Consider the following 22,157-nt stretch of genomic DNA (forward strand, 5'->3'; position numbering starts at 1 on the left):
CCTCTCTCGCCGTTGCCGGAGCCGGGAACACGTGCGACGCCACCATCACGGGGCTGTAAACCGGCCCACGACCATCGTGACGTTGTCGCTGGCGCCGCGCTCGAGCGTCAGATCGAGGAGGCGCCGGCACGACTCCTCCGCCCTGCCGCCCGCGCCGAGGATGTGCGTGATGTCGCTATCGGGCACGTGCTTGGTCAGGCCATCGGTGCACAGCAGGAGGACGTCATCGGCCTGTAGATCGACCAGCCCGACCGACGGCTCGATCTCGCTGCCGACCGCGCTCGTCAGGACGTCTTTCAGCATGTGCCGCCGCCCCGATTCCGGCGCCCGATCCTCCTTGATGACCCCCTGGTCCACGAGCTGCTCGTAGGCGGTCTGGTCGCGGGTGATCTGGCGGAGTTGCCCGTCGCGGAGATAGTAGGCGCGGCTGTCCCCGACATGGACCACGTAAGCGCGCGGCCACATCAGCGCCGCCATCGTCAGCGTCGTGGCCGGATTGCGCCCTTCGGAAGCGAGCCGCTGGCGGACCTGCTGGTGCGCTCGCTCGACGGCTGCCTGGAGCTGGGCGAGGAATTCGTGCTCCGTGTCCACGTCGAAGTCGTAGCAGCAGCCGACCGTCTCGCCGATGTGCTTCGCGAGCGCCTCCACCGCCGTGCCGCTGGCCTGCTTCCCCCCGGCGGCGCCGCCCACACCGTCGGCGACGACGAGCAGGTGCGCAGACGAGTCGTGAAGACTCGCGAACGCTCTCAGATCCTCGAGGCTCGTCTGTTGCACGCGCATCGATCGGTGCAGCGACGCGACGAAGAACTGGTCTTCGTTCTGCGCACGCACCTTCCCCCGGTGCGTGGTTCCGAAGATGTCGATGATCACCCAGTCAACCTCTCAGCATCTGGCCAGCGAGCCAGAGAAACGCCTCGTTGACCCCGACACCTGTTTTGGCGCTCGTCTTCAGGACGAGGCGCCGCTCGCCGTAGAAAGCGGAGAGTTCGCCGTCGCCGATCTGCCACTGGGCCTCCAGGTCGGCCTTGTTGACGGCGATCACCACGGGCACGGCGCCCACGCACTGCTCGACCAGCGTTTGCAGGCTCGACTGCTCCGCCAGCGTCTCCCGCCGCGTCCCGTCGACGACGAAGAAGATCCCCGAGGAACCGCGCAGATAGCTGGCCTGGACGTTCTGGAACTTGTCCTGTCCGGCGAGATCCCAGAGCAGGAGGTTCACCTGGTCGCCGCCGACCGCGACCTCCTTGCGATCGACCTTCACACCGACGGTCGAGTGGTACTTCTCCGAGAATTTCGAGTGGACGAACTGCTGCACGAGGCTGGTCTTGCCGGTTCCGAAGACGCCGACCATGCAGACCTTCTTCTGGATCACGGCCCTCTCCACTTGTGTGTGGGCGTATCTTAGCACTGCTGGGTCGGAGGTGATCCAGAGGCGGAAAATCGCATCACCTCTCGATTCTCACTTCTCGGGTCCCACTCCTGGTTCCAGAAACACCGTGGGCTGGCGAAGCGAGTTCGGCGGTTTGAGGCGACGCTTCGCTAGATCGCCCTGAGCTTCTTGTAGGTGGCGAGGACGAACAGCGCGGCGATCGTCATGGCAAAGCCGTCGATCGCCAGCACCGTCGGTGCCGAGGTGAGGTTGGCGAGATAGCCGGCGGTCAGGCTGCCGAGAGGCATGCCGCCGCGGAAGGCCACCATGTAGATGCTCATCACGCGGCCGCGCATCTCGTTGGGAACGACGAGTTGCACCAGCGAGTTGGCGAGCGAGAAGACCATGATCTGCCCGGCGCCCGCGAGGAAGAGCAGGCCGTAGCTGAGCGCCGGCACGCGCGAGAACGAGAACGCGGCAATGATCAGGCCCAGCGCCACCTGGACGACGAGCGCCGTCGTCCCCATCCGCGAAAAGCGTCCGAGCCACGCGACGACGAGCGCGCCCGCCACCGCCCCTGCGCCCTGGAACGCCATCATCTGACTGTATTCACCGACGCCCAGGTGGAAGACCTTCTGGACGAAGACCGGCAACAGCGTCATCACCGGCATCCCGAGGAACGTCGTCACGAACGCGACCAGCGTGAGGCCGAGCAGCGGACCCTCGTGGCGGACGTACGAGAAGCCGCCCCGGAGCTGTTGCAGCATCGGTTGCGGCGGCAGTGCCGCCCGTTCGGGGATGTTCAGCATCAGCAGCGAGATGATGACAGCCACGAACGAGAGACCGTTCACCGCGAAACAGAAGACGGTGCCGAGTGTGGCGAGCGCGAGGCCGGCGAGCAGCGGTCCGATGATGCGCGCCAGGTTGAACTGGATGGAGTTCAGCGCAATCGCGTTCGGCAGGTCCTTCTTCTCGATGAGCGACGGGACGAGCGACTGGTACGCCGGACCTCCGAACGCCTGCGCGCAGCCGTTCATGAACGAGAGCGAGAGGACGTACCAGACCGACAGCGAGATCGCACGTCCGGCGCCGTCCGACGCGGGGTGCACGACCTGCAGGTAGACGAGCGCGGCCAGCGTGAACGCCGACGTCATCTGGATGTACTGCGAGGTGAGCAACACGCGTCGCCGGTCGCGGCGGTCGGCTACCACGCCACCGATCAACGTGAAGAGCATGATCGGCAGCTGTCCCAGGAACGCGTCGAGCCCCAGGTAGAACGCCGACCCGGTGATCGTCAGCACGAGCCAGTTCTGCGCGACGTTCTGCATCCACGTGCCGATGCTCGACGTGCACGCGCCCAGCCAGAGATTGCGGAAGTCTCGGTAGGTGAAGGCGGCAGCCAGGCGTCGCAGAGCGGGGGTGGTGGGCTGGGCCAGCGCCGGCCCACCGGCTGGAGCGTCGGCGTCGGGAGGTACGGGCAGAGGTCCGGCGGCGCCGGTGGTTTCAGCCATGAGCACGAAAGGCGACGAGCCATGGTAGCACGCAGGGCTTGCTTTCGGTTCGAGCTTTCGCTATTCTTTCTCTAGAGAAGAAAAAGCGAAATGAGGACCGATGGCCACTAGCGCATTGGCGCGCACCGACCTCGAAGCCATCCTGCGGGCGCGGAAATTGGACCGGACGGTCGCACGACCGGATGCCACACCCGACAGCCAGCAAATACTGCCGACAGGCATGGCCGCGCTCGACGCCCGCCTCGGCGGAGGGTTGCCTCGCGGGCAAGTGTCGGAACTGACTGGTGTCCGTTCCTCGGGGCGCACCAGCCTGATGTCCGCCATGCTGGCGGCGGCCACACACCGCAGTGAACTGGTGGCACTGGTCGATCCGCTCGACATGTTCGATCCCGAATCGGCGGCGTCGTGCGGCGTGCTCCTCGATCGGGTGCTCTGGCTCAGAGGAGACGCCTCCAGCCGCGGCCCTGAACGGACACGGGCGCAGCCGGTGTACGAGCGCGCGCTCGACCGCGGCGTGAAGGCGCTCAATCTCGTGCTGCAGGCCGGAGGCTTCGACCTCGTCGTCTTCGACATGGCGGACGTTCCGGCGGACGCCATCCGTCGCCTGCCGTTCACGACGTGGTTCCGCCTGCAGCGCGTCGTCGAAGGCAGCCGCACCGCCTGTCTGGTCATCGCCCCGGTGCCGACGACGAGAAGTGCGGATGGCGTCAGCATCCAGCTTTCGCATGGTGAGCGTCGCCGCGACGCCACCCGCGAGTGGAACGAGCGGCTGTTCCTCGGGTTCGAACTTTCCGCCCGCATCGTCCGCGCCTGCGAACCGGAAGAGGCGGCGGTCGATCTGCGATTCAGGGCATAGCAGCCCATAGACGGGCTGATAGAGGGCGTGATGTTTGCGTGCCTGTTCCTGCCGCCATTCTGCGCGAGCCTGCTCGAACCCACGCCGGATCCCGGCGTGGTCGAAATGATTGCCCGCGAGTTCTCGCCGCGCGTCGAGGTGCATCGCCCGGGTCTCGTCACGCTCGATATCGACGGCCTGGGTCGCCTGCTCGGTGCGCCCGCGCAGATAGGCCAGGAACTGCGCCGGACGGCGGCTGACCGCGCCAGTCACCCGCACATCGCGATTGCCGCCACGCGCACGGCAGCCCTGCTGCTGGCGCTCGGCCGTGCCGGCGTCGCGGTCATTCCCGCGGGCGGCGAGCGGCGCGTCCTGGCGCCGCTGCCGCTCGGCGTGTTGCGGCAGTATCCACTGGAGCGTGGTACGCAGGAGCGGCTCGCCACCGTCCTCGATCTCCTGCGGAGATGGGGATTGAAGACGCTGGGCGAACTGGCGTCGTTGCCCGGGCCGGCGTTGTCCGAGCGGCTGGGGCAGGGCGGCATGATCTGGCAGCGCCTGGCGCGTGGCGAGGAACTCGAACCGCTCGTCGCGAGCGAGCCGGAGGCGCCGATCGAGGAGACGGTGGAACTCGAGTGGCCGGTCGAAGGTCTCGAGCCGTTGGCCTTCGTGCTCGCGCGGCTGTTCGAGCCGCTTTGCGAGCGCCTGGCCGTGCTCGACCAGGCGGCCGTTGTCCTGCACGCGACCTTCCGTCTGGCGTCGCGCGAGACGACGGCGCGCGTGCTGCAACTTCCGGCGCCGATGCGCGATCCGAAGGTGCTGCGGACGCTGATCCTGCTGCACCTGGAAGCGCAGCCGCTCGGGAGCGGCGTGGACCGCGTGACGATACGGGTCGAGACGGCTCCCGCGCGCGTCACGCAGTTCTCGCTGCTGTCGCGCGCGCTCCCGTTTCCCGAGAAGATGGCCACGCTGATCGCGCGGCTCTCGGCGTTGCTCGGCGACTCGCACGTCGGCTCTGCCGTCGTCGTCGATTCTCATCGCCCCGGTGCGTTTGCGATGACACCGTTCTCGGTGGCGGGATTGCCGAGACCATCGTCCGCGTGGCCGCCCGCGGTGTCGGGGCGGTCTGACGCCGAGGTGCCGCGCGTGGCGCTGCGCCGGTTCCGCCTGCCGGTGGCGGCGCGTGTGCAGGTGCACGAAGGCCGGCCCGTGCGCGTCTCGTCGGACCGGCGAGGTCTCGAAGGCGGGGTGGTGGACGAGGCCACCGGTCCGTGGCGGACCTCGGGCGAGTGGTGGAAGGTGGGTGCGGGCCGAGTCGAAGGAGCCTGCCCTGAGCGAGGCCATGGAGACGGTGCGGGACGAGTCGAAGGGTGGAATCGTGACGAGTGGGACGTGGCGCTCGGCGATGGAGCCGTCTACCGCATCTACCGCGATCGCGTGCGCGACCGCTGGTTCATCGACGGGGCGATCGACTAGGGGTTGGGGAGTGTACATCGAACTGCATTGCCGCTCCGCGTTCAGCTTTCTCGAGGCCGCCTCGCTGCCCGAGGCGCTCGTCGACCGGGCGGCGGAGCTTGGCTATCCCGCGCTGGCGCTCGTCGACCGCGACGGCGTCTACGGCGCGCCGCGCTTTCACAAGGCCGCGGCGGCCGCCGGCATCCGGCCGATCACTGGGGCGGAACTGACCATCAGCAGCGATCAGTTGTCAGGTTCCCACCATCCACTCGCCACCAGCTTCCGTCTGCCCGTTCTCGTCGAATCCGCCGCCGGCTACCAGAACCTCTGCCGCCTGGTAACGCGGATGAAGCTGCGATCGCCGAAAGGGGAGGGGGCGCTGTCGCTCGAAGAGTTCGAGGGGCAGACGGCCGGCCTGGTGGCGCTCGTCGGACGTGAGGCGCTCTGCGGCGGGCGACATGGCGTCGGCGGCCTGGTCGATCGCCTCGTGCGCCTGTTCGGCCGGTCGCAGGTGTACATCGAGATGCAGCGGCATTTGATCAGGGACGAGGAGGCCGACAACCAGGCGTTGCTCGCGCTGGCTTCCGCGTTTCACGTGCCGGTGGTCGCCAGCAACGGCGTCCGGTTCGCGACGCCCGCGGATCGCCCGCTCCACGACGTCCTTACCTGCATCCGCCACAAGACGACGCTGGCGGCGGCGGGGCGGAAGCTGGCGTTCAACGCCGAACGATTCCTGAAGCCGCGCGAACAGATGGCCGCGCTGTTCCACGACGTGCCGGACGCGATGAAGAACACCGAGGCGCTGGCCGATCGCCTCCGCTACACCATGGCGGACCTCGGGTACCGCTTCCCGGAATATCCCGTGCCGGTCGGCGAGACGATGGCGTCGTTCCTGCGGAAGATGACGGAAGTCGGCGCGCGGGAGCGGTACCGGCCGTATCACGACAAGGCGCGCGCGCAGATCGCCCGCGAGCTGGCGCTCATCGAGAAGCTGAACCTCGCCGGCTACTTCCTGATTGTCTGGGACATCGTGAACTTCTGCCGGCAGCAGGGGATTCTCGTCCAGGGCCGGGGCTCGGCCGCCAACAGCGCTGTCTGTTACAGTCTCGGCATCACGGCTGTCGATCCGGTCGGGATGGATCTGCTGTTCGAGCGGTTCCTCTCGGAGGAGCGCGGCGAGTGGCCGGACATCGACCTCGATCTCCCGAGCGGCGACCGCCGCGAGCGCGTCATCCAGCACGTCTACGAGAAGTACGGCGAGCACGGTGCGGCGATGACGGCCAACGTCATCACGTACCGCGGGCGGAGTGCCGCACGCGAGGTGGGGAAGGCCATCGGCATCGAACCGGCGCAGGTCGACCAGCTCGCAAAGGTGATGCACAATTTCGAGTTCAAGGACGCAGGCGAGACGCTCGCGAAGCATCTCGACGCGATTGGCCTCGATGCCGGCGAACCGCGCCTGCGGCTCTTCTCCGAACTCTGGCAGGCCGTCCAGGATCTGCCGCGCCACCTGGGCCAGCACTCCGGCGGCATGGTGATCTGCCAGGGGCGTCTCGACAGCGTCGTGCCGCTCGAGAACGCCAGCATGCCCGGGCGAGTGGTCGTTCAGTGGGACAAAGACGACTGCGCCGACATGGGGATCGTGAAGATCGATCTCCTCGGTCTCGGCATGATGGCGGCCCTGCAGGATTCCTTCGAGCTCGTCAACAGTCGTCGTCCCCACGCCACGGCACCGCTGGGCCTCTGGAACCTGCCGCAGGACGACCCGGAGGTGTACCGCATGCTGCAGGCCGCGGACACGATGGGCGTGTTCCAGGTCGAGTCGCGCGCGCAGATGGCGACGTTGCCCCGCCTCAAGCCGGCACGCTTCTACGACATCGTCGTCGAGGTGGCGCTCATCAGGCCGGGGCCGATCGTCGGGCAGATGGTGCATCCCTATCTGAACCGGCGTGCGGGGCGCGAGCCGGTCGAATATCCGCACCCGTCGCTCGAACCGATCCTCGCGCGCACGCTGGGCGTGCCGCTGTTCCAGGAGCAGTTGCTGCGCATCGCGATGGTGGCGGCCGGATTCAGTGGCGGCCAGGCCGAGGAACTGCGCCGCGCGCTCGGGTTCAAGCGGTCCGAGCAGCGGATGAAGAAGATCGGGGTGCAGCTTCGCGAGGGGATGGCACGGCAGGGGATTACCGGCAAGCCGGCCGAGGACATCATCTTGTCGATTTCGTCGTTCGCGCTGTACGGCTTTCCCGAGTCGCACTCGGCCAGCTTCGCGCTCCTCGTCTATGCGAGCACGTACCTCAAGGCGCATTTCCCCTCGGCGTTCTACGCCGCGCTGCTCAACAACCAGCCGATGGGATTCTACCATCCCGCCACGCTGGTGAAGGATGCGCAGCGGCACGGCGTGCGGTTCGCGCCCGTGGATGTGCAGCAGTCCGACTGGTCCTGCACGGTCGAGGTCGATGGCGCCGTACGGCTGGGGCTGAGGTACGTCAGTGGATTGAGAGAACACGTGGGACGCGCCATCGCGGGCACCGAGGTCCGCGGTCACCACGTCCCGAGTGGCACGGGCGTCCCGCATCCGGACAGGCGAGACGCCTGTCCCACTCCGATCCCGAGTGGCACGGGCGTCCCGCCCGTGGATCTGCGGTGTCCCAAGTGCCGCTGCGACGATCAGTCGATGCTGGAGGTGACGCCGCAGGGGCGACACCTCACGGTGTTCTGCAACAACTGCGCGCACGACTGGATGTTGGAGGTGCCGCGGTTCCAGTCGGTGGACGATCTGGTCGCGCGGATCGGCATCAGCCGCGAGGAACTGTCGGTGCTGGCCGAAATCGGCGCGCTTCACGCGTTGGGCCACAACCGACGCGAGGCGCTGTGGCAGGTCGAACGGGCGGTTCGGCCGGCGGGAGAGCTATTCGAGGGAGACGTCGCCCGGTCGGATGACGACCGCGAGGGAACGTGTCCTCTGCCCGGCATGTCGGCGATCGAGCGCGTGGTGGCCGACTATGAGGGGACGGGCCTCACGATTGGTCCGCATCCGATGGCGATGCGCCGCGAGGAGATGAGCTTGCGTGGCGCGCTGCGCGCGGCCGACCTGCCGCGTCAGCGGCACGGCCGGCGCGTGCGCGTGGCTGGTGCCGTCATCACGCGTCAACGTCCGGGCACGGCCAAGGGGTTCGTATTCCTCACGATCGAGGATGAAACGGGCATCGCCAACATCATCGTGCGGCCCGACCTGTTTGCCGAGCAGCGGATGACTGTCATCCACGAGCCGTTCCTGCTGGTGGAAGGCACGCTCCAGAACCAGGAAGGGGTCACCTCGATCCGCGCCGAGCGGATGGAGGGCCTGGGCGGCCCACGGGTGGAGGTGGAGGCGCGGGACTTCTACTAGACACCGCCACCGACGGCCGACCGCGCTGCAGCACGATTCCCGAGTTTCGACACAGATCGCGCGGAGAGCGCCGTCAATCGTTGAAACCGTGATCCTCGATCAACGTTTCCAGCACCGCCATCTGGCGCCGGTTGAGGTTCACGACCCGGAATCCCACATCCCAGAAGTCGGAGTTGACGTCCCGGCGGCACCACAGGCTCGTGGCGTCGAATTCAAGGCGTTCGCCATTTCTCGACTGGCCGGGAAGGAGCATCGACATCTTGATGGTGCGCCCGGGGCGCATCCGTTGGGTCCTCAAGAGCATCACGCCCTCCGACGTGATGTCCACCAGATAGCCGACCCGCCGGCGAGTCTCGGCGTTGAGAACGCGAAGATAGTAGAGAAGGTGTCGTCGCTTGAGCTTGCGCCGCTCGGGCATCGCTTGGCTCCTTCGGGGGCCACGCTACTCGCGGTAGTTGCCGAATTGCAGTTCCACACCGAAATCCTGTTCCCGCAGCAGTGTCATCACGCCCTGCAGTTCGTCGCGCGATGGCGACGAGATCCGCAGTTGATCGCCCTGGATCGCCGGCTGGACCTTCTTCAGCTTGCGGTCTTTCAGGAACTTCACGATCTCCCGGGCCGCTTCGGTCGGGATTCCCTGCTGCAGGGTGACCGTTCGCCGTACGGTGTCGTTCGCGCCATGCTCGATTTCGCCCCGCTTCATGTTCTTGAGCGGCACCTTGCGCCGAACCAGCCGCGTTTCGAGCACTTCCCACAGCGCCTGCATCTTGAACTCGTCATCGGCCGTCAGGACGAGGGTCCCTTCCGTCCGGTCGAAATCGATGGCCGCTTTCGATCCCTTGAAGTCGTAGCGCTGGGCGACCTCTTTCCGCGCCTGGTTGGTGGCGTTGTCCACTTCCTGGAGATCGACCTTCGACGTCACATCGAACGATGGCATGAGGGAATCTTACACCCGGCCGCCTGCTTGATCAGCAGGATCCGCTCGTGGACGGGGGGCAGGCGTTCCGTTCTCCGCTCGATCGGGATGGCGTCGCTTTCAGGGGGACTCGAGACAGGGTGTTCACGGTGCGCTTGGTGGTGCCCACGCGGCTTCCGCCCCGCTACGCCGTCGCGCGGTCAGCCTGCGAACGCGACGACGTCCGCGGGCGCACCTCGGGAATCGGCGGGATGGTTCCGTGCTGGGGCCTTCTCCAGAAGTCCATCGCCGACACCCGATGCACGCAGCCAACCGTGCAGAACGGCGCGCACGACTTCGGCGCGTTGAACTCGCGCCGCGCGTGCTCCCGGCTGTAGAGTTCGAGGGGAATTGCCGGATATCCGCGCTGCTGCGAGCAGAGATGCACGAGGCCCTCTTCGCACACGTAGAAATAGCGCGCGCCGGCTCGGCATCGCCAGTCGTTCGGCAGGCCGTCCGCCAGGTTCTGCTGGAAACCGCGAATGCCCGTATAGAGGTTCTGGAGCAGTTGGCGGATGCCGTTGACTGTCCGATTCACGTCCTGCCAGACCAGCCGCTCGGCCGGCCCGAGCGGCTTCAGACTGCCCGACCCGTCGTGGATGATCCCGATGGACGTCGAGAAGCCGAGTTCACGGGCTCGCGCGTTGATCGTCCGCGCGTCGTCGGGGTTGCGCGTGCCGGCGCCCAGGACCGAGTTGATGTTGACGTCGAAGTCCGCGAACTGGCTCAACCACTGCAGCTTCCGGTCGAGCAGCCGGAGGCTCTTCTTCGACATCGCGTCGGGCTCGACGTTGTCGATGCTGATCTGCAGGTAGTCGAGACCCGCCTCGTTGAGCGCCTCGATCTTCTTCGGCGACAGCAGATAGCCGTTGGTGATGAGACCCGCGATCATCCCGCGCGTACGAACAGCGGCGATCAGCCGCTCGACGTGAGGGTGTAGCAGCGGCTCACCGCCGCTGCACGCCACGACCGACGTCCCAAGGTCTGCGAGCTTGTCCACCCAGCGCTCGAGCGTCTCGATGGGGACAGGCAACGACACCTTGTCGTACTCGTTGCAGTAGCCGCAGTCGATGTTGCACCGACGGACCGGGACGATGTGGACGAGGAGCGGGTGGCCGATGTCGACCAGCCCGCGCACCAACTCACGCGTGGCTCGCGCGTTGCGAGCCGCCTTTCGCAGTAGCCTCATGGTTGTCCCGAACTGATCTTACCCTCCACCCGGGCTGAGCCGGCTTGAATCGAGGCGAACGGTCCCGAGGAGCCGGCGAACGGGCATCTGTCGGGGTTGAAATGGCTTGGCGTTCTCGAAACCATTGATTACAAGGCGCTTACGAAGATCGTCGCCTTGCACCTTCAGCCGCGGTCTGGTACTATCGTTCCGCTATGCGCAAGCTTCCGCTCGGGCAGTCGCTTCAAGTGATCCGCCAGGGTTCCCTGAACTGGCGCGCCGAACGTCCCATCGTCGTGTCGTTCGAAGTGACGGACGCCTGCACCTGTTTCTGCAAGCATTGTGACCATGGAGGTCTGCGCGACACCTCTCGCGACATGAAGCCGGCCGACTACCGGGAGTACATGAACGTGCTCAAGCCGGTCGTCGTCCAGATATCTGGCGGTGAACCGTTGATGCGCGACGATCTGACGGAGGTCGTACGCCAGATCAAGCAGCCGAACAGCCTGCCGTTCGTCATTCTCGTGTCGAACTGGTCGCTCATGACCGAGGAGCGGTACGTCGAGCTGTGCCGGGCGGGAGTGGACCAGTTCAGCGTGAGCCTCGACTTTCCTGACGAGCGCCACGACGAGTTCCGCGGTCACGCCGGGCTCTACGAGCACTTGAGCCAGATCGTGCCGAAGGTGGCGAAGCTCGGATACGACAACATCTGCCTGAACAACTGCATCACCTCCGAGAACGTGGGGTACATCAACGCAGCCGCCGACAAGGCGAAAGAGTGGGGCGTCAACATCAACTACAGCGCCTACTCACCGCGCCGCACCGGTTGTCGCGACTACTTTCTCCGCACGCCGGAGCAGCTCGAGACGCTGGGCGGCGAGCTCGAGCGCCTGAAGACGCGCATCGACAGCCGGTGGGTGACCAACTCCATCACGACGATCGACGCGACCGAGCGGTACTTCCGAACGGGTGGGGCGCCGGGGTGCAAGGCCGGCCTGCGGTGGCTGGTCGTCACGTGCGATGGCAAGCTGCAGCCCTGCTCGATGCAGTTCAAGCGATACGACCTGCATGATCAGGCCCGCATGGTCAGCGAGTTCACGGCGCACAACACGTGCGACGAGTGCTATGTGGCGATCCGCTCGAGTCTGGACAAGCCGTTCGTCCAGCTGCTGCGCGAGAACGTGACCGGATTCTTCTCGTTCAGCAATTCCGGACCGGGCGACAGAGCCAACGCCGCGTGCTGACCGCCAATCAGCTCACGACCTGAGAAGGGGTCCGACCCCATTTCGCGGCGCCTTCTCGCCTATTCCTGGACCCACCCGGTGGCCGGATCGTCGGCCAGGTCATCGATCCCTGGACTCACGACAATGCGCGGACCGACGAGTGGTCGCGATCGGGCACCCAGGCGCAGGCCGCTCGAGACGCCTGGCCTGAACTGCGCCGTGCGCTCCTTCTGTTTGCGGTGATTCTGCCGATAACGATATAGACAGGATATGTTCGAGGCCAGGTCGAAGGTCGAGACATGAAGAAGCTACGAATCACGGAAGTCGAGGCGGGAGAAGTGGTTGCGCGGGCTGTGACGACGAACAGCGGCGTGGTGCTGATGCAGCCCGGTGCTGTCCTGACATCCGATCTCATCAGCCGCCTGGTCAACCTCGGCGTCGACATGATCGCGGTGGAAGGCACGGGACCCGACACGAAATCGGTCGAGGTCCAGTTGGCCGAGTTGGCGGATCGTTTCACCGGCCACGAGCAGGATCCGCTCATGATGGAACTGCAGGCGATCATCGCCACCCGCATTCGCCAAGGGGCAACGGACGGTTGTGATGCTGGATAAGTCCCACGTCCGGGAGAAGGTGGAGGGCATGAGCAACATGTCCACCATCCCTGACATCGTGACGAAGCTGCGCCGGATGATGGCCAGCCCGACGGTCTCCGCGGCGATGGTGGGCGACGAGATCTCGAAGGACCAGGTTCTGGCCGCGAAGGTGCTCCGGCTGGTCAACAGCGGGTTCTACGGCTTTCGCACGCCAATCACGACCATCACGCAAGCGATGGTGCTGCTCGGCTTCGACGTCGTGAAGACGCTCGTGCTGAGCGCATCCGTGCTCGACATCCTCGAGCTGATGAACCGGTACCTGTCGGGCCTGTGGGAACACTCGCTGGCGACCGCGCGCGTGGCGAACGCCCTGGCCGAGCGCCTCTGCATCCCGAACCCGGAGGAAATCGCCGTCTCCGGTCTGCTCCACGACCTCGGCAAGGTCGTCATCGCGCAGCGTTTCCCCGCCGAGCACCAGGAGATCCGCGTCCTCGTCCGGGCACGCGGGTGCCTTCAGATCGAGGCCGAACGCGAGGTGCTCGGTTCCACGCATCCCGAGATCGGGATGTGGCTGCTCAAGAAGTGGGGCTTGCCGGCCAAGCTCTTCTATCCGATTGCCTACCACACGCGGTTCCATCGGACGCGGGATTTCGCCGATCGGACGGCCATCATTCATCTGGCCGACGTGATGTGCCGCGCGCGCGGCTACGGCAGCCCGGGCGACAACCGCGTGCCGGCCATCAATCGCGACGCGTGGGCTCTCGTCAGGATCACGATGACCGATGTCGAGGACGTGTTCATCCAGCTCGACTCGGAACTCTCCGACATGCTGGCGGTATGACGGGATTGAGGCGGGTGCTGTGACCGAGGATCGGGAACTGCTGCTGGCGTTGCCCAAGCCGATCGCGGTGCTGTCGGCGCGGCTCGATGTGCGGGTCGCCAACGACGCGTTCGCGAAGCTCCTGCGGCGCCCCCAGGAGGATCTCGATGCCCTCGGCGAGGCGGTTCGCTCGACCTCATCGCTCGCGTCGGCATTGACCCGCGCCGTGTCGAAGCTGCGGACGGTTGGCTGGACGAGCGATGTCCGCTGGGCGTCGCCGAGCGACGACGGGCAGGTGTTCGACGTGCACCTGACGCGGGCGCGTCCGGATTCGTACGTCGTGGTGTTCGACGAGATCTCTCAGCACCTGAAGATCGAAGAGATTCAGAGCCGCGCGCGCGGCTACCTCGAGGCGGTACTCAACCACCTCCAGCTGGGCGTGATCGTTCTCGACGGCGACTTCAACACCACCTTTTTCAACAACGATCAGGCCTCACTCTTCAAGCGGCTGGGTGTCGACAAGTCGATCTTCGAGATCATCGGGAGCCCAATCAGCGACGTCTACACGATCTTCAGCCGCGATGACTGGGAAGGGATCTACTCGAGGGTGCTTCGGGCGGGCGAGGTGGTGACGTGGGCCAAGCTGCCGTACCCGAGGGCCAACCCCACCAACTATTTTCTCGTGACCATCGTGCCGCTCAGCGCCGAGGAGGACCGTCTGCCCGGGGCCATCTGCATCACCGATGACGTGACGCGGACGGTGGCCCTCGAGAACGAGTTGATCAGGAAGGAGCGGCTCGCGCTCGTCGGTCAGATGACGATCGCGCTGAATCACGAGATCAACAATCCGCTGACCGCCATCCTCGGCACCGCCGAGTCGATGCTCTTCGGCGGCACGCTGACGCCGGAGCAGGTGACGCGCGTCGAGACGATTCGCACGAACTCGCTGCGCATCGTGGACGTGACCCGGCGCCTGCGTGAGATCGAGGAGATCCACCTCACCGAGTACATCCAGGGCGGGCCGATGATGGTGGACCTCCACGCGAGCGGACCGAAGGGCGGGAAGTAGCGCTCCGGCCCTGGGCGGTCCCTATCGCTTCCCGCCGCTTCGCGCGGCCGTCATCATGATCTCGACCAGGCCGTCCGGCGCGACCAGTCCGGCCTCGACCGTCGCACGGGCCGGAAACCGGCCGCCAAACGCCTCCCGGTACGCCAGGTTCATCGCTCCGAACGTCTTCAGGTCGGGCAGGTAGACCACCGAATCGACGACGTCCGCCCAGTCGAATCCCGCCGCCTCGAGCGTTCGACCGATGCGCGCGAGCGTTTCCCGGGTCTGCGCAGCCGCGTCGCCCTTGTTGGACACCGTCGAGCCGAGCATCCCGGACAGGAACAGCCGATCACCGACGCGGATGGCGGAACTCAGGACCGGGTTCGGCTTGCCAGGCGTGCCATCGGCGTTCGGCGTGCTCAACACGTTCCGCGGCGCGTCCTTCACCGCCAGCATCGTGATCTCGACCAGGTACTGCGGAGCCGTGAGGCCGGTCTTGACCGTGGCGCGGACGGGCGGGTTCGCGGGAAAGCCGGTGCGGTACACGGTGTTCATGTCCTGGAACAGCGCCGTGTCGGTGATGTACACCCGCGAGGAAACGACGTCGGCGAGCGTCATGCCGGCGGCCGCGAGGATCTCGCGGGCGTTCTCAAGCACGGTCCCGGCCTGTGTCTTCATGTCGCCGGGCACCGCGGTGTTGTCCTTGCCGTTCCGCGACACGAGGCCCGACAGGAACAGCGTGTTCTTCGATTGGATCCCGTAGCTGTAGGGGCTCGGCGATCGAAGCCACGAGGGCGGATGGATGATGCGGCGCTCGACCCCGTCGCGCAGGGCGACCATGCTGATTTCGATCAGCGCGTCCGGAACCACGAGATTGGCGGTGACGGTCGTGCGTGTGGGCGGGTCCTTCGGCCAGTACTTCCCGTAGACCTCGTTCATGGCGCCGAAGTCGCTCTGGTTCTTCAGGTACACGGTGACCGCCGCCACCTGTTCCATGCGCGACCCGTGCTGCTTCAGCAGGCCGGCCAGGTTGTCCAACGCACGCGTCGTCTGCGTTCGGACGTCTCCCGCGACGATCTTCCCGTTCGTGTCGGTCGGCAGCATCCCCGCCAGGTAGACGAAGTCCCCGGCGACGACCGCGGGGCTGAACGGGGCAGGCAGGGCGGGCGTCTGGGCGCGGGCCGAGCCCACCATCCCGATGGAAACCGCGAGTGCGAAGATGACGGGTGCCCGGCGCATGTACACCTCCTGGATGACTCGATTGGTACGGGACCTCCGCTGATTCCACGCAGCGGGCGACCGGACGCTCCGGGTGTGATTTTCCGGTTCGGAAAACACCTCCCAGAGTGTCTAATAGATCCGTGATTGAACGACGTCGTTCGAAACTCCATGGGTGGGGCGTGTTCGCGAGCGAACGCATCCCGAAGAACAAACGCATTATCCACTACGCCGGCGAGAAGATCACGCATCGCGAGAGCGTCATCCGCGAGAAACGATATCTCGAGCAGGGCCGGATCTGGTGCTTCAAGCTGAATAACCGCTGGGTGATCGACGGCGCGATCGGAGGCAACGTCGCGCGCTTCATCAACCACTCCTGCACGCCCAACTGCTACGCGCAGATCGTGGACGGCGTGATCTGGATCCGTGCGTCGAAGCCGATCGACGCCGGACAGGAGTTGACCTACAACTACCAGACCGAAGGCGAGCAGTCGATTCAGTGCCGCTGTCGGCCGGGGTGTCGGACGAGGTTGTAGGTGGAACTCCTCTACCTTCACGGCTTCGCATCCTCGCCGGATTCCGGGAAGGCGCGTTACCTGGCCGATCGTCTGGGGCCCTTCGGGTGCCGGCTGCACGTGCCGGATCTGAACGAGCCGGACTTCTCGACGCTCACCGTCACCCGCATGCTGGACGACGTGGATCGGACGATTGCCGCGATTCCAGCCGGCCCCGTGATGTTGATTGGGTCGAGCCTCGGCGGCTTCGTGGCGCTCCACGCCGCGGCCCGGCGTGCCGCCGTTACCGGCGCGCATCCAATTGCCGGTCTGATCCTGCTCGCACCGGCCGTCGACTTCGCATCCTCCCGGGAGTCGCACCTGACGCCAGCCGACATCGACGACTGGCGACGGACGAATCGACGCGACGTGTTCCACCACGCGTACGGCAGGACCGTGCCCGTACGGTTCGCGCTCTACGCGGACGGACACGGGTACGACGCGTTCGGCGTTCGAGTGGACGTGCCGATGCTCGTCTTCCAGGGGATCCGGGACACGATCGTCCGGCCCGAATCGGTCATCGAATTCGCCGCTTCGCGCCCGAACGTCACGCTGCGCCTGCTCGACGATGATCACCAGTTGCAGAATCACCTCGACGAGGTCTGGCGGGAAAGCGCAGCCTTCCTTGGTCTCGACAGGACGCCATGATCCGCGGCGTGTGCTGCCTGGCGATCGCCGCGGTGCTTCTGCCGCCCGGTGGGCCGGAGCCGCCGCTGCGGCCGTGCATCGAGACGACGCGCCAGTCAGCGACGCCCGACACCATCCCCTCGACAGCCGCCTACCTCGTCGTCGATATCGCGTCGGGCCGCCGGCTCCATGTGGCCCGTGAAGACAGACTGCGCGCGCCCGTGCTTCCCGGCTCGATTCTCAAGATCGCCACGCTGATTGCCGCGCTCGATTCCGGCGTCATCGAGGCCGGAACACGGATCGCCTGCCAGCGCCGCCTCGACGTGGATGGCCGGCATTTCACGTGCTCCCACCCGGATGTCGGGCACCCGCTCGGACCGGCCGAGGCGCTCGCGCACTCCTGCAACTACTTCTTCGCGTCCGTGGCTTCGCGGATTAGACGCGACGCGCTCGACCGGGCCATGGTCCTGCTCGGTCTCCCGCCGTCGACTTCGTCGTCGCGGCTGGTGTCGGCAGCGCTTGGCGTCGAAGGCGCACGCATCACGCCCGAAGACCTGCTGGCCGCGTTCGTGCGGTTGACGACGGGCTCGTCCCGTCTCGCGCCCGGGACACGCGACATCCTGCTCCAGGGGCTGCGCGGTGCGGCGGACTACGGAACGGCACACGCGTTTCACGAGCGTGGCGTGTCCGCGTTGGCGAAGACAGGTACGGCGCCGATGGATGGCGGTGGCTACCAGGGGCTCGTCGTGGCCGTGACCCCATCCGAACACCCTGCACAAGCAGTCGTCGTGATCGTTCCTGGCGCGGCTGGCATGGATGCCGCGCTGATTGCCGCGAAGCTGGTGGCCGGGCGCACGGTGCGGGTCGGACACGCACGGCCGGACGGCGGATTCGATGTCGAGAGGATCCCGCTCGAAGAATATGTCGGCCGCGTCGTGAGCGGGGAGGTCGGTGGCCGTGCGGGGGACGAGGCCGAGAAGGCGGTGGCGATCGTGGCCCGGACCTTTGCGCTGGTGAATCAGGGCCGGCACGCCGCCGAGGGATTCGATCTCTGCGACCTGACGCACTGTCAGGTCATGGGACGTGCCTCTGTGCGCGGTGTGGCTGCGGCTCGAGCGACTGAGGGGCAGGTCGTGCTGTTCGGCGGGCAACCGGCGCCGGTGTTCTACACGGCCTCGTGCGGCGGCTATTCCGAGAAGCCGTCTCGCGTGTGGCCGAAGGCCGTCGACCAAGGGTATCTCGTGTCCCGACCTGAGCCCGGGTGCGCGCGGAGTTCGGCCTGGCAGAGTGACGTGTCGGCGCAAAGCCTCGAACGGGCGTTACGTGTGGCCGGGCTGCGCGGCGGCGCTCTGCGCGATCTGCGCGTGCTGGAGCGAAGTGAGTCCGGCCGCGTGATTCGCGTCCAGGTGGATGGCTTCTCACCGCCAGCACTTGGCGGTGAGGAGTTCCGCCTGGCTGTCGGCCGCTCGCTCGGGTGGCAGCACCTCAAGAGCACGCTCTTCGATGTGAGGCGCACCGCGGCCGGCTATCGATTCGACGGTCGAGGATCCGGGCACGGTGTCGGCCTGTGTGTCACGGGGGCGAGTCGGCGCGCGAGGGCTGGCCAGCGCGCCAGCGCAATCCTCCGCGCGTATCTTCCCGGCACGACCATTGGCACGATCGACCAGGTGCCGCCGGTCGGGTCTCGCCTTTCGGCGCGGCTCAAAGTCGCTCTGCCGGCTGGTGAAGAGGCAGAGCGGGCGCGGGTCGAAGATCTGTCGCGCGACGCTCTGCGTGAGATCGCGACGCGGTCTGGCCTGGCGCTGCCAGAGGCCGTCGAGATCGTGTATCACGCCACGGTCGATGCGTATCGGCGCGCAACTGGCCAACCATGGTGGACAGCGGCCGCAACCCGTGGCGCGCGCGTCGATCTGATCCCCCCGTCCGTGCTGCGCGAGCGCGGGCTCCTCGAATCGACGCTTCGTCACGAACTGGCGCACGTGGTGATCGCTGAACGGCTGGCGGGCCGTCCCCTGTGGGTGCGCGAAGGGGCTGCCATGTACCTGGCCGGAGGGTACCGCGGCGAGCCAGTACCAGGCAAAGCGGTGTGCCCGTCCGACGTCGACTGGAAGGCGATCCGCACGCGCGATGGACTCGAACGCGCCTACGTGCAAGCAGCCGCCTGCTTCAATGCCGAGATCGCCGCCGGCCGTCGGTGGGACGAAGTCCGCTGACCGGTCGTTCGTTCGCGCGGCTTTACTCGTCCGCAGCCAAGGGGTAGGATCCGCACCAATCTGGCTTCGTCCGGCGGCGGGCGGCGGCCGCGGCCTGCCCAATCCATCCTCCGGATCGCGGGCCGGCCCGGCCTTCGTGACGGCCCGGCCTCGAGACGCGAGAGGAGCGTAATGCCCACGTTTCCACGTACGACTGTCGGGAGCGAGTCTGTCTCGCGCCTGGTGATCGGCACCAACTGGTTCCTCGGCTGGAGCCACGCAACCGACGCCAAGGACCAGCTGATCAAGGACCTGGTGACGGAGCGCGCACGCATCGCCGAGATCCTGGCCGTGTTCTTCGCGGCAGGCGTGGACACGGTCATGGGACCGTTCCCATACCCGCCTCTGCTCGACGCGGTTCGCGATGCCGAGCAGCGATCCGGCGTGAAAGCTGTCATCGTCAGCACACCGAGCTTCGCGGTCGGTCCGCACGTCCCCGCGCGCGGGTTCGACCGCGGGGACGTGGAGCGCGTGCTCGATGAGCAGCAGGCAATCGGCGTTCGCATCTGCATGCCTCACCAGAGCACCACCGACGCGCTGATCGACCGCTGTACGCGGACCATCCGCCACGCGGACCAGCTATGCGCCCGGATTCGAGAGCGCGGAATGGTCCCCGGCCTCGCGTCGCACATGCCCGAGGCGATCATCTACGCGGACGACACCAGTCTCGACGTGGAGACGTACATCTCCATCTTCAACTGCGCCGGGTTCCTCATGCCGATCGAGGTGGACTGGACGGCCCAGATCATCGCGCAGGCGCGCAGGCCCGTCATGGCAATCAAGCCGCTGGCGGCGGGCCAGGTCCGGCCGTTCCAGGGGCTCACCTTCGTCTGGAACGCCATCCGGGACGTCGACATGGTCACGGTGGGAACCATGTCGGCCCGCGAGGCGCAGGAGTGCATCGAGCTGTCGCTGGACATCCTCGAGCGCCGAGGATCTGGGACCGTCCGGCTCCAAGAGACGCGGTCCAAACAATCGGTGAAGCGCGTGCTCGTACGCTGAGCGAACCGCCCATCTCCCGATGACCGAGATGGCCACGTCCGGTTCGATGGGCGGGGTGGAGCAGCGACGGTTCACTTCCATGGCCCCGACGGCCGGAGACGGTGTGTGAAGACGACGATCGCGCTCGCGTGTCTCGTGTTGGGCGTGGCGGCGTGGCAGGCAGCCGACGCGCCTGGCCCGGCGGCCTTTGCCGTGCTCGACCCCCAGCCGGCGCCAGGCCCGCGGGTCACCGCGTACCTCCAGTACCAGCTCGACCGGGCATGGCAGCAGGACGAGGCGCGCATCGCGGCCTGGGCGGCCGTCCGAACCGCCGGCGACCTTGCCAGCCTGAAACGCCAGACCCGTGAGCGCTTTCTCGCCGCCATCGGCGGGCTGCCCGAGACACGCACCCCCCTCAACGCCCGGGTCGTCGGCGTGGTCCCGGCGCAGGGCTACCGGATCGAGCGGGTGATCTTCGAGAGCATCCCCGGCCTCCACGTCACGGCTCTGGTGTACGTGCCCGACGGGCCACCCGGTCGCCGGCCCGCGATGCTCGTCGCGTGCGGGCACAGCGCCGAGGGAAAGGCCTACCGCAACTACCAGGAGATCTCGGCGCGCCTGGCCCGCCGCGGCTACGTGGTGTTGTGCTGGGACCCCGTCGGACAGGGTGAACGAAGCCAGTTCTGGGACGCCGCGCGAGGCCGGAGCCGCTACAACCTCATCTGCGGCGAGCACGCAGTGCTCGGGAACCTCGCGTGCCTCACCGGCGCCAATTTGTCGCGCTGGAGCATCTGGGACGGCATCCGCGCGGTGGACTACCTGGTGACGAGGCCCGATGTCGACCCCGGCCGGCTCGCGATCACCGGCACGAGCGGCGGCGGATTTCAGGCGGCCAGCATCGGGGCGCTCGACGACCGCCTTGGCGTCGTGGCGCCATCCTGCTTCATCACCTCGCTTCCCATGCGCATGGCCAACCGGATCTTCGAAGATCCGGACAGCGATCCCGAACAGGATCCGTTCGGCAGCGTGTCGGGCGGCGTCGACCATGCAGGACTCCTGCTGCTCGTCCACCCGAGGCCGCTGATTGTCGCGGCCGCGGTCAGAGATTTCGTCCCGATCGAGGGCACTCGCCGGACCTTGCGAGAGGTGTCCGGAATCTACCGCCGGTTCGGTGCCGCCGACCGCGTTGCGATGGTCGAGGGCTTCCACGAGCACAGGTTCTCGGACGAGAACCAGGACGCGGTATTCGCCTTCATGGATCGGTTCAACGGCCTGCCGCTGCGCCACGGGTTCGACCCCTTCACGCCGCTGTCGGCCGAGGTGCTGCGGTGCACGCCGTCCGGCCAGGTGCGTGCGGACATCGATGGGCGATCGCTGATGGAGGTAATCCGCGAACACTACCGCGCCACTCGGGGGCGGGCGGCCGAGACGCTGACCGAGCGATACCACGCGAGTCCCTATCCGGGCATCGACCGCTGGCCGGTGGCCGCGTACACGGCAGGCTCGTCACCGGGCGCGATCGCGTGGGAGTCCGCCGGATCGACGAAGGCCGGTGACGTGGACATCGACCGGTACCTGCTGCACCACAGCGGCCGGCTCATCATGCCGCTGCTGCACGTGCACCGCGGCCGGGCCTCGCACCGCCCGGTGCTCCTCGACATCGGCCTGAACGGGAAGGCGGGCGTCGGGGACTGGCCGCGCCTGCTCGCCCGTGTCGATGCCGGCTACGACGTCGTCTCGTTCGACTTGCGTGGCGTAGGTGAGACGCGCATGCGATACCGGGCGGTCGGTGACGATCCCGCGCTGGCGCCTGCCGACGAGGCGCAGGCCTATACGAGCCCACTGTCCGGCGTGCTCGCCAACCACGTCTACAACTCACTGCTCACGGGCCGGCCGTATTTCCTGGAGACGATCGAGGACGTCGAGATTGCGGCCCGGTTCTCGCGGGTGAAGCTCGGCGCCTCCAGGATCGTGGCAGCCGGAAGGGGAGAGGGTGCCTCCCTCGCGTCGGCCGCGAGCGAGGTGCTGGCCGGCATCGAGTGGCTGCCCGATCCAGGCGCGAACCCGTTCAGTTGGTCGGCGGCGGTCGAGTCGCTCCAGGAAACCTGGCCGGTCCAATACCTGATGCCGGGTGGAGCCTACCTCCGGTAGGGAGGAACG

Annotated in this window: 19 protein-coding genes; 12 read left to right on the plus strand and 7 right to left on the minus strand. The window is 67.0% G+C overall.

Going from position 1 to position 22,157, the window contains the following annotated elements; all coding sequences use genetic code 11:
- Positions 1-45: 45 nt before the first annotated feature.
- The 3 genes from VGK32_00570 to VGK32_00580 all read right to left on the minus strand — a co-directional run bounded on the left by VGK32_00570 (position 46) and on the right by VGK32_00580 (position 2,880).
- A complete protein-coding gene (locus VGK32_00570; protein ID HEY3380225.1) occupies positions 46-870 on the minus strand; it encodes a protein phosphatase 2C domain-containing protein in 825 nt (274 codons plus the stop codon).
- Positions 871-874: 4 nt separating this feature from the next.
- Positions 875-1,372 carry a Rab family GTPase gene (locus VGK32_00575; GenBank protein HEY3380226.1) on the minus strand — a complete coding sequence of 166 codons (498 nt, stop codon included), beginning with the start codon at positions 1,370-1,372 and terminating at the stop codon, positions 875-877.
- 167 nt (positions 1,373-1,539) lie between these two features.
- The gene (locus VGK32_00580) at positions 1,540-2,880 is read right to left on the minus strand and encodes an MFS transporter (protein HEY3380227.1); all 1,341 of its coding nucleotides are present in this window, start codon (positions 2,878-2,880) and stop codon (positions 1,540-1,542) included.
- A gap of 100 nt (positions 2,881-2,980) precedes the next feature.
- On the opposite strand from VGK32_00580, the gene VGK32_00585 reads away from it, so the two are divergent.
- From VGK32_00585 to VGK32_00595, 3 genes are read left to right on the plus strand one after another with little or no spacing between them, the layout of a single operon-like run.
- On the plus strand, positions 2,981-3,736 hold the full coding sequence (locus tag VGK32_00585) for a hypothetical protein (protein ID HEY3380228.1): 756 nt from the start codon (positions 2,981-2,983) through the stop codon (positions 3,734-3,736).
- A 30-nt stretch (positions 3,737-3,766) separates the two neighbouring features.
- Positions 3,767-5,188 (plus strand): hypothetical protein, encoded by a 1,422-nt coding sequence (locus VGK32_00590; GenBank protein HEY3380229.1) that lies wholly within the window; start codon positions 3,767-3,769, stop codon positions 5,186-5,188.
- A gap of 10 nt (positions 5,189-5,198) precedes the next feature.
- Positions 5,199-8,555, plus strand: coding sequence for an error-prone DNA polymerase (locus tag VGK32_00595; GenBank protein HEY3380230.1), 3,357 nt, complete (start codon positions 5,199-5,201; stop codon positions 8,553-8,555).
- Between the two features lie 73 nt (positions 8,556-8,628).
- Here the strand turns inward: VGK32_00595 and VGK32_00600 are convergent, their stop codons facing one another.
- The 3 genes from VGK32_00600 to VGK32_00610 form a co-directional block, all read right to left on the minus strand.
- Positions 8,629-8,973: a PilZ domain-containing protein gene (locus VGK32_00600; protein ID HEY3380231.1), complete on the minus strand. Its 345-nt coding sequence runs from the start codon at positions 8,971-8,973 to the stop codon at positions 8,629-8,631.
- 24 nt (positions 8,974-8,997) lie between these two features.
- The gene (locus VGK32_00605; protein ID HEY3380232.1) at positions 8,998-9,492 is read right to left on the minus strand and encodes a YajQ family cyclic di-GMP-binding protein; all 495 of its coding nucleotides are present in this window, start codon (positions 9,490-9,492) and stop codon (positions 8,998-9,000) included.
- 163 nt (positions 9,493-9,655) lie between these two features.
- Positions 9,656-10,699 carry a radical SAM protein gene (locus VGK32_00610; protein HEY3380233.1) on the minus strand — a complete coding sequence of 348 codons (1,044 nt, stop codon included), beginning with the start codon at positions 10,697-10,699 and terminating at the stop codon, positions 9,656-9,658.
- Positions 10,700-10,893: 194 nt separating this feature from the next.
- Here VGK32_00610 and VGK32_00615 point away from each other — a divergent pair, with 194 nt between their 5' ends.
- From VGK32_00615 to VGK32_00630, 4 genes are all read left to right on the plus strand, one after another.
- Positions 10,894-11,922, plus strand: a complete 1,029-nt coding sequence (locus VGK32_00615; protein HEY3380234.1) for a radical SAM protein — start codon at positions 10,894-10,896, stop codon at positions 11,920-11,922.
- 278 nt (positions 11,923-12,200) lie between these two features.
- Positions 12,201-12,515, plus strand: a complete 315-nt coding sequence (locus VGK32_00620; GenBank protein HEY3380235.1) for a hypothetical protein — start codon at positions 12,201-12,203, stop codon at positions 12,513-12,515.
- Complete coding sequence (locus tag VGK32_00625) at positions 12,505-13,338, plus strand: HDOD domain-containing protein (protein HEY3380236.1); 834 nt, start codon at positions 12,505-12,507, stop codon at positions 13,336-13,338. The genes VGK32_00620 and VGK32_00625 overlap by 11 nt, the downstream gene beginning before the upstream one ends.
- A gap of 19 nt (positions 13,339-13,357) precedes the next feature.
- Complete coding sequence (locus VGK32_00630; protein ID HEY3380237.1) at positions 13,358-14,386, plus strand: PAS domain-containing protein; 1,029 nt, start codon at positions 13,358-13,360, stop codon at positions 14,384-14,386.
- A gap of 21 nt (positions 14,387-14,407) precedes the next feature.
- On the opposite strand, the gene VGK32_00635 is transcribed toward VGK32_00630, so the two are convergent.
- Positions 14,408-15,604, minus strand: a complete 1,197-nt coding sequence (locus tag VGK32_00635) for a RidA family protein (GenBank protein ID HEY3380238.1) — start codon at positions 15,602-15,604, stop codon at positions 14,408-14,410.
- A 122-nt stretch (positions 15,605-15,726) separates the two neighbouring features.
- Between VGK32_00635 and VGK32_00640 the strand changes: the two genes are divergently transcribed.
- The 5 genes from VGK32_00640 to VGK32_00660 all read left to right on the plus strand — a co-directional run bounded on the left by VGK32_00640 (position 15,727) and on the right by VGK32_00660 (position 22,148).
- Positions 15,727-16,119 carry an SET domain-containing protein-lysine N-methyltransferase gene (locus VGK32_00640; GenBank protein ID HEY3380239.1) on the plus strand — a complete coding sequence of 131 codons (393 nt, stop codon included), beginning with the start codon at positions 15,727-15,729 and terminating at the stop codon, positions 16,117-16,119.
- On the plus strand, positions 16,120-16,785 hold the full coding sequence (locus VGK32_00645; GenBank protein HEY3380240.1) for a YqiA/YcfP family alpha/beta fold hydrolase: 666 nt from the start codon (positions 16,120-16,122) through the stop codon (positions 16,783-16,785). It begins immediately after the preceding gene.
- On the plus strand, positions 16,782-18,977 hold the full coding sequence (locus tag VGK32_00650; protein ID HEY3380241.1) for a SpoIID/LytB domain-containing protein: 2,196 nt from the start codon (positions 16,782-16,784) through the stop codon (positions 18,975-18,977). The genes VGK32_00645 and VGK32_00650 overlap by 4 nt, the downstream gene beginning before the upstream one ends.
- 171 nt (positions 18,978-19,148) lie before the next feature.
- Positions 19,149-20,018 carry a hypothetical protein gene (locus VGK32_00655; GenBank protein HEY3380242.1) on the plus strand — a complete coding sequence of 290 codons (870 nt, stop codon included), beginning with the start codon at positions 19,149-19,151 and terminating at the stop codon, positions 20,016-20,018.
- Between the two features lie 105 nt (positions 20,019-20,123).
- Positions 20,124-22,148, plus strand: coding sequence for an acetylxylan esterase (locus VGK32_00660; GenBank protein HEY3380243.1), 2,025 nt, complete (start codon positions 20,124-20,126; stop codon positions 22,146-22,148).
- Positions 22,149-22,157: the final 9 nt, after the last annotated feature.

The organism is Vicinamibacterales bacterium (assembly GCA_036504215.1).
Lineage (GTDB): Bacteria > Acidobacteriota > Vicinamibacteria > Vicinamibacterales > Fen-181 > FEN-299.

Coding starts and splice junctions, on each gene's coding strand:
- VGK32_00580 (HEY3380227.1), bottom strand. CDS start 2,880: ATGGCTGAAACCACCGGCGCCGCCGGACCTCTGCCCGTACCTCCCGAC.
- VGK32_00585 (HEY3380228.1), top strand. CDS start 2,981: ATGGCCACTAGCGCATTGGCGCGCACCGACCTCGAAGCCATCCTGCGG.
- VGK32_00590 (HEY3380229.1), top strand. CDS start 3,767: ATGTTTGCGTGCCTGTTCCTGCCGCCATTCTGCGCGAGCCTGCTCGAA.
- VGK32_00600 (HEY3380231.1), bottom strand. CDS start 8,973: ATGCCCGAGCGGCGCAAGCTCAAGCGACGACACCTTCTCTACTATCTT.
- VGK32_00605 (HEY3380232.1), bottom strand. CDS start 9,492: ATGCCATCGTTCGATGTGACGTCGAAGGTCGATCTCCAGGAAGTGGAC.
- VGK32_00610 (HEY3380233.1), bottom strand. CDS start 10,699: ATGAGGCTACTGCGAAAGGCGGCTCGCAACGCGCGAGCCACGCGTGAG.
- VGK32_00615 (HEY3380234.1), top strand. CDS start 10,894: ATGCGCAAGCTTCCGCTCGGGCAGTCGCTTCAAGTGATCCGCCAGGGT.
- VGK32_00620 (HEY3380235.1), top strand. CDS start 12,201: ATGAAGAAGCTACGAATCACGGAAGTCGAGGCGGGAGAAGTGGTTGCG.
- VGK32_00625 (HEY3380236.1), top strand. CDS start 12,505: ATGCTGGATAAGTCCCACGTCCGGGAGAAGGTGGAGGGCATGAGCAAC.
- VGK32_00635 (HEY3380238.1), bottom strand. CDS start 15,604: ATGCGCCGGGCACCCGTCATCTTCGCACTCGCGGTTTCCATCGGGATG.
- VGK32_00650 (HEY3380241.1), top strand. CDS start 16,782: ATGATCCGCGGCGTGTGCTGCCTGGCGATCGCCGCGGTGCTTCTGCCG.
- VGK32_00655 (HEY3380242.1), top strand. CDS start 19,149: ATGCCCACGTTTCCACGTACGACTGTCGGGAGCGAGTCTGTCTCGCGC.